Here is a 15,947-nt window from a genome sequence, read left to right as displayed (position 1 = left end):
TTGATGCTTATTTGATACTTAGCCGAAAATGCTGTCCCACAGCGCGCGCACGTTGGCGCTGTGTTTCTCGACCAGCGCGAGCGCCAGGCGGGCTTCGCGGCCTTGCAGCCGCAACTGGTGCTGCAGCTTGCGCATGGCGCGGTAGGCATCGGCCGCGGCGACCGCAAGCGCCTTGTCGACCAGGCCGAGCTCCGCGCTGCGATGCAGCAGCGCGATGTTGCCGGCGTTCGCCGTGAGCTGCGGATGGACCGCCGAATAACGCAGCACCAGGTACTGGACGATGAACTCGATGTCGATCATGCCGCCGCTGTCCTGCTTCAAATCGAACAGGTCGGTGCGGTTGGGATAGGCGTCGTGCATGCGCTTGCGCATCTTGACGACTTCGGCCTTGAGTTCTTCGGCTTGCGCGCTGCGGTCGCGCCGCAACACGCTTTCCCGGATCGCCTCGAAGCGCGCGCCGATGGCGGCGTCGCCTGCGCAGAAGCGGGCGCGCGTGAGCGCCTGGTGTTCCCAGACCCAGGCCGCGTTGTGCTGGTAGCGCTCGAAGGCGGACAGGGAACTCACCAGCATGCCGCTGGCGCCGTCCGGGCGCAGGGCGGTATCGATGTCGAACAGGATCCCGGCCGGCGTATGCGCCGTCATCCAGGTAATGAAGCGCTGCCCCAGCTTCGCGTAGTTCGACGGCGCCATGTCGTCCTCGTCGTCGAACAGGAAAATGACGTCGAGGTCGGACACGTAGCCGAGCTCCTTGCCGCCCAGCTTGCCGTAGGCGATGACGGCGAAGCGCGGCTCCTCGATGTGGCGGGTAGCCACCGTGCGCCAGGCCCAGCGCACGGTAGCGGCGACGACGACGTCGGCCAGCGCCGACAGGTGGTCGGCCAGGCGCTCGACCGACAGCTCGCCCGCGAGGTCGAGCGCCAGCAGCCGGAACAGCTGGGCGTGGTGGGTCTCGCGCAGGATGTCGAGCTGGCGCTCGGTGTCGCCTGCGGCTTCCCCGAGTTTCGCGTCGAGGCTGGCGGCCAGATGGGCCGGCTCGTCGATGCCGCCGCGGTCGTCCAGCAGTTCGTCGAGCAGGATCGGGTGCAGGGTCAGGAAGGTGGCGGCCCAGCCGCTGGCATGCATCATGCGGATCACGCGTTCCAGCGTGTGCGGGTATTCGGTCAGCAGCGACAGGTAGGCCGAGCGGCGCGCGATCGCCTCCAGGAAGTCGAGCAGGCGCGCTAGGGTGGCGCCGTGGCTGCCGACCCCGGCTTCCTCGACGATGCGCGCCACCTGAGGCAGCGCCAGGTTGACCAGGGCCAGCAGGCGCGCGCGGCTGGCGTCGGGCAGTCCCTGCAGGCGCGGCGCGTTCCAGGTGCCGGCCAGGCGCCGCGCGCTGCCGGCCGCATCGTCGTAGCCGAGCCCGGCCAGGTGGGCCTCGATCGCGGCCACGGCTTCCGGATCGGCCGCGATGGCCTCCAGCCCGGCGCTTTCCTCGGCGGCGGGGGCGCTCTTGTCGGCGAACATGTCGTCGAACTGGCTTGCGACGAAGGCGCGCTCTTCCTCGAGGCGCTCGAGCATGGCGGCCACGCTCGAAAAACCCATCATCGTCGCCACGACCAGGCGGTCGGCGTCATTGGCGGGCAGGGTATGGGTTTGCGCGTCTTCCAGGTATTGCAGGCGGTGCTCGAGATTGCGCAGGAAGTTATAGGCGTCGAGCAGGCGCGCGACGGTGTCGGGCGCCATCAGCTCGCGCTCGGCGAGCAGGCGCAGGGTCTGGCGCGTGGAGCGCTCGCGCAGGGCCGGGTCGCGCCCGCCGCGGATCAGCTGGAACACCTGGGCCAGGAATTCGATCTCGCGGATTCCACCGCGCCCCAGCTTGACGTTGTTGCTGCGGTCCGGGTGCAGGCGTTCCTGGCGGTTGACCTCGGCGCGGATCTGGGCGTGCATATTGCGGATCGCGTCGATCACGCCGAAGTCGAGGTAGCGGCGGAACACGAAGGGGCGCACGATCGCTTCCAGCGCCGCGATGTCTTCCTGGGTGCCGGTGACGGCGCGCGCCTTGACCCAGGCATAGCGTTCCCACTCGCGTCCCTGGACGATCAGGTATTCCTCGACCATGTTGAGGCTGGCGGCCAGCGGCCCGGAATTCCCGTTCGGGCGCAGTGCCATATCTACACGGAACGTAAAGCCGTCTTCCGTCACTTCCGACAGGGCGCCGATCAGGCGCCGCCCGAGGCGGATGAAGAATTCGTGGTTCGACAGCTGGCGCTGCCCGGGCCCGGCCGCTGTCTCCCCATCTTCCGGGTAGACGAAGATGAGGTCGATGTCTGACGACACGTTCAGTTCGCCGCCGCCCTGTTTTCCCATCGCCAGCACCAGCATCTCCTGCGGCCGCTGCGATTCGGCGCCGACCGGCATGCCGTGGGCCGCCACCAGTTCGTCCATCAACTCGGCCACATGGGTGCGGATGGCGAAATCGGCCAGGCCGGTCATGGCGCTGACGACTTCGTCCAGGTCGGCCAGTCCGTCGAGGTCGCGCCGGATCAGGCCGCAGACGACCAGGTTGCGCAGGCGGCGCATGGCGCCCGGCAGCTTCGCTCCGCCGGCCAGTTCCTGATCCAATAACGCGCCGAAATCCGGGCAGGCCAGCGATAATCGGGCCAGGTCGGCCACGCGCTCGGCGCGGCCGGGCGCGGCATTCGTCCAGCGCTGGTAGTAGCGGGACCCGAGATGGGGAGCAGGCTGGGATGCAGGGGCGTCGGAAGCAGGGGGCATGGGAGGGTCCGGCAGGAGTGGAAAAGCGGGTCCGGCAGGCATGCTTGCGGTAAAATTGCCCGCCGTGCTGCCCCGGTCAGCACGATGGTAAGGTAGACGCCGCATTCGTAGCAAGCGCTCTTCTTTCAAAGATTTCAGTTGTTTATAAGTACTTTACGGCGAGCCTTTTTATTAGCACCTTGATGCACAATCCGGAACCGCAGGCAGCTGAGGCAGTCGACGCGCACGAGCCGCACCAGCCGCTTGCGGCGCGCTGGAGGCGCCTGCGTGCGGCCTACCGCTATGCGAACCTGGCTTCGCACCACGTGCTCGGGTTTACCGTCAAGCTGGTGCTGTTCGTGTATTTCGCGCTGGCCCTGCTGTTCCTGGCCTTGCGCTACGCCATCCTCCCGAACATCGACCTGTATAAAGACGACATCGAGCGCCTGGCCAGCCGCGCGCTCGGCAACCAGGTGTCGATCGCGCGCATCTACGCGTCCTGGGACGGCCTGAATCCCTCCCTGTTCCTGGGCGATGTCACCCTGGTCGACAAGGGCAGGCGCCAGGTGCTGGCGCTGCCCTCGGTATCGGCCACCCTGTCGTGGTGGAGCGTGCTGGCGGCCGAGCCGCGCTTCGAGACGCTCGAACTGATCCGGCCGCACCTCGACGTGCGGCGCGACGCGGCCGGCGTCATCCATGTGGCCGGCATGCGCATCGACCCTCAGGACGAGGAAAAGGGCGGGCCCGGCGGCGACTGGGCGTTTCGCCAGCGCGAAATCCTGGTCCGCCAGGGCCGGGTCGACTGGGTCGACGCCCAGCGCGGCGCGGCGCCGCTGGCCTTGCGCGACGTCACGCTGGTGCTGCAGAACCACTGGACCACGCACCGTCTCGCGCTGAAGGCGACGCCCCCCGCGGCGCTGGCCCAGCCGCTGGACGTGCGCGCCCGCTTCACCCATCCGCGTTTCGGCAGCCGCTCGTCGGACATCGCGCGCTGGAAGGGCGAGATTTACGCCGACCTGCGCGAGGCCGACCTGGCCGCCTGGCGCCAGTACCTCGACTATCCCTTCCAGGTCGGCAGCGGACGCGGTTCGCTGCGCGCCTGGATGGAACTCGACCAGGCGCGCCTGGCTGGTTTCACCGCCGACCTGGCGCTGGCCGGCGTGGCCGCGCGCGTCAAGCCCGACCTGCCGGCCCTGCGCCTGGCTAGCGTATCGGGCCGGCTGTCGGCGCGCGAGGAGCTCGTGCCCGGCAAGGCGGACGGCAAGCCGACCTTCGGCGCCAACGGCCACACGGTCAGCCTGGACAATTTCGTCGTCGTCACCCGCGACGGCCGTGCCTTGCCGCCGGCGACGATCAGCGAAACCTTCACGCCCGCGCGCAACGGCAAGCCGCAGCGGGTCGCGGTCCAGGCGCGCCAGGTCGACCTCGCCGCGCTGGCCGAACTGGCCGCGCAGCTGCCGCTATCCAGTGTGCAGCGCCAGGCGCTCGCCAGTTTCGCGCCGCGCGGCCGGCTGCTCGATTTTTCCGCCTCCTGGGACGGGCGCCTGGATGGACAGGCTCCGCGCCTGGCGGGCTACCGCGTCAAGGGCAGGGTGGCAGGGCTGAGCCTGCAGCCGCAGGCGGCACGCGCCGCAGTCGCGGCGGCGCCCGGCGTGCCTGCGCAGGCCGCCATGCCGGCCATTCCCGGTTTCGACAATCTTTCCGGCAGCATCGACGCCACCGACACCGGGGGCAGCCTGACGCTCGACTCCTCGGCACTGGCGCTGCGCATGCCGGCCTGGTTTGAGGAAGCGGCGATGCCGCTCGACCGGCTGGCGCTGGGCGCGCGCTGGAGCTACCAGCCCGGGGAACAGTTGCTGGTCGAGGTCGACAAGCTCGAGTTCGCGCAGGGCTCCTTGCGCGGCAGCCTGTCCGGACGCCATCAACTGCCGCTGGGCCAGGGACATGGCCCGGGCGTGGCCGACATCACCGGCACCCTCGACGGCTTCCAGATCGCCCAGGTCGGCCGCTTCCTGCCGCTGGCCACGCCGCCCGGGCTGCGGGGCTGGCTCACCTCGGCCCTGCAGGGCGGGATGCTGAACGACGTGCGCCTGCGCCTGCGCGGCGACCTGGCCGATTTCCCCTTCCGCGCCGACAATGCGGCCGAGCGCGCACGCGGCGAATTCCGCGTCGCGGGGCGCCTGGCGGGCGCCGTGCTGGAATACGCGCCCGGCCACCGCCTGCCGGACAACAAGCCGCAGTGGCCGCTGGCCGAGGGCATCGACGGCAGCATCGTGTTCGACCGCGCGCGCATGGAGATCCACGGCGAGTCGCTGCGCACCCTCGGCCTGCAATTGAAGGACGTGCGCGCCGTGATCCCGAGCCTTGGCACCCACGACATGATGCTCGACATCGACGGTACGGCCAGCGGCGCGCTGCAGGACTTCCTGCGCTATGTGGCAGCCAGCCCGGTGCTGGGCTGGATCGGCCATTTCACGCAGGACACGCAGGGCAGCGGCAACGCCCGCCTCGGGCTGAAGCTGCAGATGCCGCTGGCGCACCTGCCCGATACCAAGGTGCAGGGCGCGCTGCAATTGCAGAACAACGACGTCCAGCTGCTGCCCGACCTGCCGCCGCTGCAGGCCGCCCTCGGCAAGGTCGAGTTCAACGAGCACGGCTTCAACCTGAACGGCATCGGCGCCAGTTTCCTCGGCGGCCCGCTGGCGCTCAGCGGCGGCACGGGGCGCGACGGCGCGATCGCGATCCGCCTGGGCGGCACCCTGATGGCCGACGGCATGCGGCGCAGTGCGCCGCCGGCGCTGGCGCGCCTGGCGGGACGCCTGTCCGGCAGCACGCGCTACACGGGCGCCATCACGGTGCGCGAGCGCCGGCTCGGCGTCACGATCGACTCGACCCTGGCCGGGCTCGGGATGGAACTGCCGGCGCCGCTGAACAAGGCGCAGGCGGACAGCCTGCCCCTGCATTTCGTGCTGGACGGCGCGCCGACCGTCGACGGCGTCGGCCGCGACGAGCTGCGCCTGTCGCTGGGCAACGCGGTGGCCGCGCGCTACCTGCGCAGCCGGCAGCCGAACAGCGCCTGGGTCGTGGAACGTGGCGGCATCGGCGTCAACGTGCCGGCGCCCGAGCCGGACGAGGGCATGAGCATCAACGTCGACATGAAGTCGCTCAACGTTGATGCATGGCTGGCGGCGGGGCGCGCGATCGCCGGGGAAAGTGATGGCGCCGCGCCGGGTGCTGCCGGTGGAGCTGGCCCGAACTTCGCCCAATACGTGATGCCGACCACGATCGCGGCGCGCGCCACCGAACTCTTCATCGGCGAGCGGCGCATGGCCGACGTGGTGGTGGGCGCCTCCCACCGCGGCAGCGCCTGGCAGGCGAACCTGAATTCGCGCCAGGCCTCGGGCCACCTGACCTGGAGCCAGGGGCAGGGGCAGGGCGTGGGCAAGGTCACGGCGCGCCTGGCCTCGCTCGTGATCCCGGCCTCGTCGGCGGCTGACGTCAAGGATCTGCTGGAATCGAACCGCGGCGCGAGCGCGACCATTCCCGCGCTCGACATCGTGGCCGAGCGCTTCGAGCTGTTCAACAAGCAGTTCGGCCGCCTGGACCTGCAGGCGAGCAACGTGCAGGCGCTGGCCGGCAAGGAGTGGCGCATCGACCGCCTGACCCTGACCAACCCCGACGGCCAGCTGAAGGCGACCGGGCGCTGGCTGACCAAGGACGGCAAGAGCAATACCGGCATGAATTTCACGCTCGACATCCTCGACGCGGGGCGCCTGCTCGACCGTCTCGGCTTCCCGGAAACCCTGCGCCGCGGCAAAGGCAAGATGTCGGGCGACATATCCTGGAGCGGGCTGCCGTATTCGCTGGACATTCCGACGCTGTCGGGCCAGATCGAGATGAACGTGGGCGGCGGCCAGTTCCTGAAACAGGACCCGGGCGCGGCCAAGCTGCTGGGCGTGCTCAGCCTGCAGGCCCTGCCGCGCCTGCTCAAGCTCGACTTCCACGACGTGTTTTCGGAAGGCCTGGCTTTTGATGGCATCAGCGCCAACGCCATGATTACCCGCGGCATCATCAAGACCGACAATCTCAAGATGCACGGCGTGGCGGCCACCGTGCTGATGGACGGCACGGCCGACATCGCGAACGAATCGACCAACTTGCGCGTCGTCGTCATTCCCGAGTTCAACCTCGGCACCGGCCCGCTGGTGTACGGCCTGGCGGTCAACCCGGTCATCGGCATCGGCTCGTATCTTGCGCAATTGTTCTTGCGCGCACCGGTCATGAAAGCGCTGACTTATCAAATGCAGATTACCGGGCCGTGGAAATCGCCTACCATTACCAAGATCGACAACCCGCCGCCGCGTCAGGCGGCCTCAGCGAAAGAGAAATAAGATGACTCGTGTCGCCGCAGTCCAGATGGTATCCACGCCGATCGTCGAGGAAAATCTTGCCACCGCGCGCCGCCTGGTGGCCGAGGCCGCCGCGACCGGCGCCACGTTGGTGACGCTGCCGGAATACTGGCCGATCATGGGCATGACGGACACCGACAAGGTCGCCCATGCCGAGCAGCCTGGACAGGGTGCTATCCAGGAATACCTCTCCGGCCTGGCGCGCGAACACGGCATCTGGCTGATCGGCGGCACGCTGCCCCTGGTCTCGCAGGACGCCGGCCGCGTGCTCAACACCACGCTGGTGTACGACCCGCAAGGATCGGCCATCGGCCGCTACGACAAGATCCACCTGTTCGGTTTCAACAAGGGCAGCGAATCCTATGACGAGGCGCGCACCATCGTGCCCGGGGACGCCGTCGGCAGCTTCGACGCGCCCTTCGGCCGGGTCGGACTGTCGATCTGCTACGACTTGCGCTTCCCGGAACTGTTCCGGGCGATGGGCGAGTGCGCACTGATCGTGGTGCCGGCCGCATTCACCCACACCACCGGCCAGGCGCACTGGGAAGTCCTGCTGCGCGCCCGCGCCATCGAAAACCAGTGCTACGTGCTGGCCGCGGCCCAGGGCGGCACCCATGCGAACGGCCGCCGCACCTTCGGCCACAGCATGCTGGTCGACCCCTGGGGCGAGGTCAAGTCGGTGCTGCGCGAAGGCGAAGGCGTGGTCGGCGGCGAGCTCGATGCGGCTTTCCTGGCCGGCGTGCGCGAGAGCTTGCCCGCCCTGCGGCACCGCAAGATGTAAACGTAGGGTGGTCGGCTCCACCCATTGCCGATGCGCGTTCGCGCCGCATGCGCCTGCTTCGCGTTCCGCGGGAATTGAGCCCGCTTCACCCCACGCGTCGATCGTTGACGGCGAGACCGTCCGGACCGATCACGGAGCCGTCCACCTAACGGACACCGGAATCGCCGCGACAACGCCCGCCGTGCCCGCCCGTCCCCGCACCTGTACGATCCGGACGGATATGGCACAATGCCCCAATCCACACGAGACACAACGCAAAATGATCCCATTCGAACCGAACCTTTCCTCCCTGGCCGTCGCCCGCGATGTGCTGCTGACGCCGTTTGGCCTCGATGAAGGCAAGCTGCTGCGCACCCTCGGGACGATGTTCACCCATAAAGTCGACTACGCCGACCTGTATTTCCAGTTCACCAAGAGCGAAGGCTGGAGCCTGGAAGAGGGCATCGTCAAGACCGGCAGCTTCTCGATCGACCAGGGCGTCGGCGTGCGCGCCATTTCCGGCGACAAGACCGCCTTTGCCTATTCCGACGAAATTTCCGAAATCGCGCTGCTGGACGCGGCGGCGGCCACGCGCACGATCGCGCGCGCCGGCGCCGGCCGCGTGAAGGTGGCCAGCGTCGCCCAGCCGACCGGCGGGCGCTCGCTCTACCTGCCGCGCGATCCGCTCGCCTCGCTCGACGCCACCGCCAAGGTGAAGCTGCTCGAGCGCGTCGAAAAGATGGCGCGCGCCAAGGACCCGCGCGTGGTGCAGGTGATGGCCGGCCTGGCCGGCGAATACGACGTGGTGCTGGTGGTGCGCAGCGACGGCGTGCTGGCGGCCGACATCCGCCCGCTGGTGCGCGTCTCCGTGACCGTCATCGCCGAGCAGAACGGCCGGCGCGAAACCGGTTCTTCCGGCGGCGGCGGACGTTTCGATTACGGTTATTTCGACGACGCCATCCTCGAGCGCTACGCCGACGAAGCCGTCAAGGCCGCGCTGGTCAACCTCGACGCGCGCCCGGCCCCGGCCGGCCCGATGACGATCGTCCTCGGACCGGGCTGGCCCGGCGTGCTGCTGCACGAAGCGGTCGGCCACGGCCTGGAAGGCGACTTCAACCGCAAGGGCTCCTCGTCCTACGCCGGCATGATCGGCCAGCGCGTCGCCGCCAAGGGCGTCACCGTGGTCGACGACGGCACCCTGCAGGACCGCCGCGGCTCGCTGAACATGGACGACGAGGGTAATCCAACCCAGTGCACGACGCTGATCGAGGACGGGATCCTGAAGGGTTATATCCAGGACACGATGAACGCGCGCCTGATGAAGATGCCGATCACCGGCAACGCCCGCCGCGAATCCTTCGCCCACCTGCCGATGCCGCGCATGACGAACACCTACATGCTGGCCGGCGACAAGGACCCGGCCGAGATCCTGGCTTCGGTCAAGAACGGCCTGTACGCGGTGAACTTCGGCGGCGGCCAGGTCGACATCACCAACGGCAAATTCGTGTTCTCGGCCAGCGAAGCCTACATGATCGAGGACGGCAAGATCACCTACCCGGTGAAGGGCGCCACCCTGATCGGCAACGGCCCGGACGTCATGAACCGCATCTCGATGATCGGCAACGACATGTCGCTCGACTCGGGCGTGGGCGTGTGCGGCAAGGAAGGCCAGAGCGTGCCGGTCGGCGTCGGCCAGCCGACGCTGCGCATCGATGGCGTGACCGTGGGCGGGACGGCGTAAGCCTCGTCCCCGGCGAAGACGACATGCCCGGCACTGCCGGGCATTTTTTTGCGCTGCGGGCCGCCAGCGCTTGTGCTTGACAGGTAGGGTGGACGGCTCCACCGGGCCATATGCAAGCACGCGGCAGGTGCGCCGTCCACGCGTTCAAGCTGTGCATCGCGGAGTCGTAAGGAACAAGTGTCGCCACTGTCATTGCGACGCCATGGTTCACTTCTCAGAACTTGTACGTCAGCCGCATGTACACCGTCGTTCCCAGCGGGTCCGTATAGCGCGGGTCGTAGCCCAGCTGGAAGTTGGTGACCTGGTTCGTAAACGGCGGCTCCTCGTCGAACAGGTTCTTGATGCCGGCGGTCAGTTCGAACTGCTTGTTGCCCGTGTAGGTCGTCGACAGCGACCAGATCGAATAATGGTCGACGTTGTTGGCGAACTCGGGTGCGACGGCCGTGTTCTGGTCCTCGTAGTGCGACATGTAGCGGTTGGCGAGGTTGAAGGTGTAGTCGCCGCGCACCAGTGTCAGCAGCAGGTTGTGGCGCCAGCGGAACACGGGCGTGGCGTCGGCATAGCGGCCGGCGTTCTGGGTGAACGCGCCGCCGGGCTCGTTCTGGTACTCGTACTTGTCGACATAGGTGCCGTCGATGCTGAGGCTGAGGTTGCCCCAGGGGTTGCGCGGTAGCCGGTACAGCAGCGACAGGTCGAGCCCGCGGGTACGCACCTCGCCCAGGTTGTCGGTGATGCCGAGCACGTAGTTCAGGCGGGTGCCGGTCGGGTCGTACACGAACAGGTCCTGGTAGCGCGCGAAGTTGCCGAAGATGGTCTGCTCGGCCAGCGCGCTGATCTGGTCCTTGAGCTTGATGTGCCAGTAGTCGGCCGACAGTGTCAGCGAAGGGATCGGCTCGAACACGATGCCGACGCTGTAGGTGCGCGAGCGCTCCGGGTCGAGGTCCGGGTTGCCGCCGCCGCGGATGAGCTGCTGCTGCCCGCACACGATGTTCGGGTTGGCGCCCGGCACGGCCGCGCCGCCCGGGCACAGCCGCGGATCGTCATAGGTGTCGGACGTGTTGGTGGTCGATTGCGGGCCGAACAGGTCGAACAGCGTCGGCGCGCGGAAACCCTTGTTGAAGGACCCGCGCACCAGCACCTGGCGGGTCGGCTGGTAGCGCAGCGAGACCTTCGGATTGAAGCTGCCGCCGACGTCGCTGTAGTGGTCGTAGCGGCCGGCGAAGTTCAGTTCCAGGTCCTTGATGACCGGTACGTTCAGCTCGGTGAAGATGGCGGAAATGCTGCGCTGGCCGGACTGGTCCTGGGCGTCGGCATAGCCCGAGCTGGAGGCCTGTCCGGCCAGAGCCCGGTTGACGAAATACTTGGCCCGGTCGCGCCGGAATTCGGCGCCCACCGCAAAGCCGAGCGGCCCGGCGGGCAGCGTCATCAGTTCGCGGCTGGCGCGCGCATCGACGGCGCTGCTGGAAATGCGCGCATGCACATATTCGCCCAGCAGCAGGGAGTTTTGCAGGAAGTCGGCGCCCTCCGGGCTCTGCGGGCCGAAGGGGTTCAGGATGCCGGCGCCGACGCCGTCGATGATGCGCTGGTCGATCAGGTAGCCGCCGCGGAAAGAGCTGCGCGCGCGTCCCAGCGAGTGCGAGATGCCGGTGTTGTAGTCCCAGCCGGCGATGGTGCCCTCGAGGCTGGCCAGCAGGCGCACGGTGTTGCTGCTGTCGTAGTTCAGGCGCCGGCCGGACTCGATCGGGCGCCAGCTGATGTCGAGGGCTTCGCCGGTCAGGCCGGGGAAGGCCGGCACGATGCCGTTGCCGGGATAGTAGGGGCTGGCGGCGGTCATGGTGATGCCGAGGTTCGACATCGGCGGCGGCGCCACCTGCGATTCGTTGGTGCTGCGGCCCCAGAGGAATTCGATGCTGGCCAGGTGGTCCGGGGTCAGTTGGCGGTTGAACTTGCCCATCGCGCTGTACTGGCGCGTTTCGGGTATCAGGTCGATATATTGGGTGTAGTCGAATTCGCACACCTGGTCGCCGTCCGTCGCGGGTGCCGTGTCGGGCGGGCGGCAGCCGGTCGCGAAATACGGGTTGCCGGCCACGCCCAGTTCGGAGAAGAAGTTGGCGGGGAAGGTGGTGCGGCTCACTTCGTTCATGCCGCGATCGGGACGCACGCCGGTGCGCGCGAAGCTGCGGTCGGTCGCGCGCAAGGGGCTCTGCTGGTGGTAGTCGAGCACGCCGAACATGCTCCAGCCGTCGCGGCCCAGGTCGCCGTAGCCGCCGGACAGGTTGAGGCGCTGCTCGTTGCCGCCGCCGCGGCGCCACGGCTCGTATCCTTCGAAGGTGAGGGCGCCGCCCTTGACCGAGCGCTTGGTGATGAAGTTGATGACGCCGCCGATGGCGTCGGTGCCGTAGATGGCGGAGGCGCCGTCGCGCAGCACCTCGACCCGCTCCAGCGCCGCCACCGGGATGATGTTCAGGTCCACCGTGTCGGCGAAATACGGGTGGTTGGCCAGCCGCCGGCCGTTGAGCAGCACCAGCGTCTTGTCCCCGCCGAGGCCGCGCAGGTCGGCCGTGGAGCGCCCGCCGGTGCCGGAGCCGACCGCGGATGCGCCGACTTCCGAGGCCTGGTTCATCGGGATCGTGTTGAGTACTTCCTGCACGGTCGTCAGACCCTGTTTGGCGAAGTCGGCGGCGCGGATGGTGGTGATCGGCAGCGAGCTTTCCGTGGCGATCCGTTTGATGGACGAGCCGGTCACTTCGACGCGCTGGATCGGCTGGCCGGTGGTGTCCTGCGCGCCGGCGAGCGGACAGGCCAGCAGGCCCAGGCCTGCGGCGGCGCCGAACAGCCGGCGCACGGAACGGGACAACAGTGTTTCATTCATTTCCGGCTCCTGGTATCGGGTTGTTGGGTGCCCGCTGCAGCACATCATGATGTCGAGCGCCTGGCAAAACCTCCATGGCGGCGTTGCATCGTCCCGCCGTACTCCCGAACTGTCTTCAACGATGCGTCGGGTGGCCGCATCCCTTGAAGGTTTTGTCAGGCGCTCTTAAACGCAAAGAAATTTATCGTTAGCATGAACAAGCAGCGTGTGGCAGATTGGTGAAACAAGTCTTGCATCGCAGGTCGCGATTCGGGTCGATTCGCTCAAAAAAATCCGGTTTTGTGGAATAACTGCGACTCGGCAGACCATGCGATGTGCGGGCGTCCGGGCACACCGGACGCCTGTCCTCGCGCGGCCGTCACGGGCGCCTGCCCGGGACGGCCGCCGCATCACAACGCATCAGAACGGATCAAAACGTGTAGCGCGCCCCCACCTTGAAGTTACGCCCGAGCGCGCCGTAGAAATCGAGCGGATTGTAGGCCTGTGCGCCATAGGTCAGCGGGTCGAGCGGCGCGATCTTGTCGAACAGGTTCTCGATCGTGCCGAACACTTCCCAACCTGGCTGCGGCTTCCAGCGCACGACCAGGTCGAAGGTCGTAAACGAGGCCAGCTTGCAGCCGGTCGGTGCATCGTCGCCGTTGGCAAAGTGGCTGGCGCAGCCGGCCGGGTCGTTTTTGAAGAGCACGTTGTCGATCGCCCCGCGGTAGTTGGCGTTGAGCGCGACCCGCCAGTCGTCACGGTCCCAAGCCGCGCGCAGGTTGACGCGGTGGTCTGGGGTGCCGACGCAGTTGGAGACGTCGCAGTTGCCGTGGGTGCCGGCGAAGTCGCGCGAGCTGCCGTCCTGCTCGGTGCGCTCCCACTTGTCGATATAGGTCCACTTGCCGTCGAGCAGGATGTTGCCCCAGCCTCCAGGCAGGCGTACCGTGTGGCGGGCGTCGACGTCGAGGCCGCGCACCTTGGTTTGCGCGGAGTTGACGTAACTCGCCAGCACGGCCGTGATGGCGCCGGGATCCCCGACGACGCCTGGTTCGGCGGTCGTGGGGTCGCGGGCCACGCTGCCGGCGGCAATGGCGGCGTCGATCAGTTGCTGGTTGATCTCGTTTTTGCGCTTGATCTGCCAGACGTCGACCGAAATGCTGGTGCGCGGCAAGGGGTCCCAGATGACGCCGAAGTTGATGCTGCGCGAGCGTTCCGGATCGAGGTCCGGGTTGGGTGAGGTGATGAGCGCGACCTGGGCCGGGTTGCAGGCGGCTTCGACACCGAGCGCGCAGCGCAGCGGGTCGGATGCGGTGGAGAAGGCGGCCAGGCCGCCGACGCCGTTCTCGGCCGCGCTCGGGGCACGGAAGCCCTTCGCGAAGGTACTGCGCAGGGCGAGCTGGGGCAACGGCGTCCATTTGACGCCGACCTTCGGCGTCCAGGAGTTGCCGACGTCGGTAAAGCGGTCCCAGCGCAGCGCGCCAGTGACTTCCAGGCCCGGCAGCACCGGCGCCAGCGCCTCGCCGTACAGCGCGAATACGTTGCGCGCGCCGCTGTAGGCCGAGTAGCCCAGCCCGATCACGTTGCCGCGCTCGGTGCCGGTGACCGGATTGAGCTCGGTCTCCTCGCGCCGCCATTCGGCGCCCGCCGCGACCCCGATCGCGCCGCCCGCCAGTTTGCCGAACTCGCGCGTGACCTTGACGTCGCCCTGGATGATCTTGGTCGCGGCATCGCTGGCGATCCTGGGGGACAGCGCCGCGTACACCGCCGGGTCGTTCAGGCCCGCGTTCTCGGCAATGCGCCAGAAGGTGCCGATCGGCAGCGCCGCGTAGGCCGGGCTGGTGCCGAGCGCGGCGGCGATGTTCGCCGCGCTCGGGTCGAGCAGGGCGAAGGCGACGTCGCGCTGCAGGAAGCCGGAGCGTTCGTTGGTGACGGTGCTGCGTGAAAACAGCAGGGAGGTGTCATACTCCCAGCCGGCCAGGGTACCCTTCACGCCGGCCAGGGCACGCACGAAAAAGCCGTCGATGGCAGCCTGGCGCGGGCCGACGTCGCCGGCCAGGTAGCGCAGGCGGGCCGCCGTGCCGAAATACGGGTTGTCCGGATGGTTGGGACCGAACTGTACCCCGGCATTGCTGACCGGTCCGCCCGGGAACCCGACGTTGGCGCTGACGGTGGACGGCGTGGTGGACGTGTTGGTCTTGCTGCTGTAGAGGTTCCACTCGGTATAGGCTTCCATGGCCGGCGCCAGGTTCCAGGTGCCGCGCCCGAACAGGCTGTAGTTTTCCTGTTGCGGCTGGATCTGGTTGTACACCAGTGTCGAGTCGATCAGGCAACCGCCGCCCGGGTCTCCCTGGGGCTGGCTGGTGAAGTTCGCGCAGGCCGCGCCGGGGAAGGTGCGGGTGAAGCCGCTCGCCGGGTCGAGGCTGCCGCGGTTGTAGTAGTTGTTGGTGGCCGGGTTGCGCACGTTGCCGTTGATGGCGCTGCCGGCCGCGTTGGGGCCGGTGATGGCGCCGGTGCCGCCGAGCGCCTCCTGCGCCGAAAAGCCCCATGGACGCAGGTCGATGCGGCCGATGTAGCGGCGGTCGGCGCGGTCGCGCAGCCAGACGTCGTTCTTGCGCTTGAACTCGAAATTGAGCAGCACGTTGTAGCGGTCGGCATCGAGGTCGCCGAAGCCATGGGTGACAGCCAGGTTCTGCTCCTCGCCGTCCCACTCTTTGGTGATGCCGAGAGAACCGCGCACCGTCGTGCCCTTGAAGTCGTGCCGCAGGATGATGTTGACCACGCCGGCGATGGCGTCGGAACCGTAGATGGACGAGGCGCCGTCCTTCAGGACCTCGATGCGGTCGACGGCGTCGGTCGGGATCACGTTCAGGTCGGTAAACACCTTCTGGCCGTCGTCGGCCAGGCCATACGGGGCCATGCGCCGGCCGTTGAGCAGCACCAGGGTCGACGCCGTGCCGAGGCCGCGCAGCGAAATGCCCGCGGCGCCGGCTGCGAAGCCGTTGCCGAAGCTGGTGGGCACCGAGCCCTGGTTGTCCACCGCCAGCGTCTGCAGCAGTTCGGTCACGGTGCTCTTGCCCGAGCGCTCGATGTCGGCACGGTTGACCACCAGTACCGATGAGGCGGTCTCGGCTTCGGCGCGGCGGATGTTACTGCCGGTGACAACGACACGCGCGACCGGCCGCTCGGCCGCTTCCTGGGCAGCTGCTGGCGGTAATGCCATCAGCGGTGTCAATGACATCATTCCGACGGCGCCGCCGCCGGCAAACAGGCGGCGCACCGACCGGGATAACAGGGTTTCAATCATGTCCGGACTCCAAGGGTCGTAAGAGAAAATCCCTGTCCGCTGGCTACAGCTTGCGCCGGCTCATGTATTGGATGCAGAGAAATTGACCCAGTACAAAGATGTGTGCAGGCCGGACGGGGGCTTGCCCAGACTTTTGCATTGCTGAC

At 68.0% G+C, this 15,947-nt stretch carries 6 protein-coding genes; 3 read left to right on the top strand and 3 right to left on the bottom strand.

The window, feature by feature from the left end; translation table 11 throughout:
* Nucleotides 1-18: 18 nt before the first annotated feature.
* Nucleotides 19-2,757, bottom strand: coding sequence for a bifunctional [glutamate--ammonia ligase]-adenylyl-L-tyrosine phosphorylase/[glutamate--ammonia-ligase] adenylyltransferase (glnE, locus tag ACWCIA_RS08020; RefSeq protein ID WP_454162155.1), 2,739 nt, complete (start codon nt 2,755-2,757; stop codon nt 19-21).
* 182 nt (nt 2,758-2,939) lie between these two features.
* Between glnE and ACWCIA_RS08015 the strand changes: the two genes are divergently transcribed.
* The 3 genes from ACWCIA_RS08015 (at nt 2,940) to tldD (ending at nt 9,646) form a co-directional block, all read left to right on the top strand.
* Nucleotides 2,940-7,127, top strand: a complete 4,188-nt coding sequence (locus tag ACWCIA_RS08015) for a YhdP family protein (RefSeq protein ID WP_454162154.1) — start codon at nt 2,940-2,942, stop codon at nt 7,125-7,127.
* Nucleotide 7,128: 1 nt separating this feature from the next.
* The gene (locus ACWCIA_RS08010) at nt 7,129-7,926 is read left to right on the top strand and encodes a carbon-nitrogen hydrolase family protein (RefSeq protein ID WP_454162153.1); all 798 of its coding nucleotides are present in this window, start codon (nt 7,129-7,131) and stop codon (nt 7,924-7,926) included.
* Nucleotides 7,927-8,185: 259 nt separating this feature from the next.
* On the top strand, nt 8,186-9,646 hold the full coding sequence (tldD, locus tag ACWCIA_RS08005) for a metalloprotease TldD (RefSeq protein ID WP_454162151.1): 1,461 nt from the start codon (nt 8,186-8,188) through the stop codon (nt 9,644-9,646).
* A 214-nt stretch (nt 9,647-9,860) separates the two neighbouring features.
* Here tldD and ACWCIA_RS08000 read toward each other — a convergent pair whose 3' ends face one another.
* Nucleotides 9,861-12,518 carry a TonB-dependent receptor gene (locus tag ACWCIA_RS08000; RefSeq protein WP_454162150.1) on the bottom strand — a complete coding sequence of 886 codons (2,658 nt, stop codon included), beginning with the start codon at nt 12,516-12,518 and terminating at the stop codon, nt 9,861-9,863.
* A gap of 409 nt (nt 12,519-12,927) precedes the next feature.
* Complete coding sequence (locus ACWCIA_RS07995; RefSeq protein ID WP_454162148.1) at nt 12,928-15,801, bottom strand: TonB-dependent receptor; 2,874 nt, start codon at nt 15,799-15,801, stop codon at nt 12,928-12,930.
* Nucleotides 15,802-15,947: the final 146 nt, after the last annotated feature.

Source organism: Massilia sp. SYSU DXS3249, assembly GCF_053668055.1.
This window is presented reverse-complemented; position numbering and strand designations above follow the sequence as displayed.

What these genes read in the sequence shown, in the direction of transcription:
- glnE (WP_454162155.1), bottom strand. Translation starts at nt 2,757, where the DNA reads ATGCCCCCTGCTTCCGACGCCCCTGCATCCCAGCCTGCTCCCCATCTC.
- ACWCIA_RS08015 (WP_454162154.1), top strand. Translation starts at nt 2,940, where the DNA reads ATGCACAATCCGGAACCGCAGGCAGCTGAGGCAGTCGACGCGCACGAG.
- ACWCIA_RS08010 (WP_454162153.1), top strand. Translation starts at nt 7,129, where the DNA reads ATGACTCGTGTCGCCGCAGTCCAGATGGTATCCACGCCGATCGTCGAG.
- tldD (WP_454162151.1), top strand. Translation starts at nt 8,186, where the DNA reads ATGATCCCATTCGAACCGAACCTTTCCTCCCTGGCCGTCGCCCGCGAT.
- ACWCIA_RS08000 (WP_454162150.1), bottom strand. Translation starts at nt 12,518, where the DNA reads ATGAATGAAACACTGTTGTCCCGTTCCGTGCGCCGGCTGTTCGGCGCC.
- ACWCIA_RS07995 (WP_454162148.1), bottom strand. Translation starts at nt 15,801, where the DNA reads ATGATTGAAACCCTGTTATCCCGGTCGGTGCGCCGCCTGTTTGCCGGC.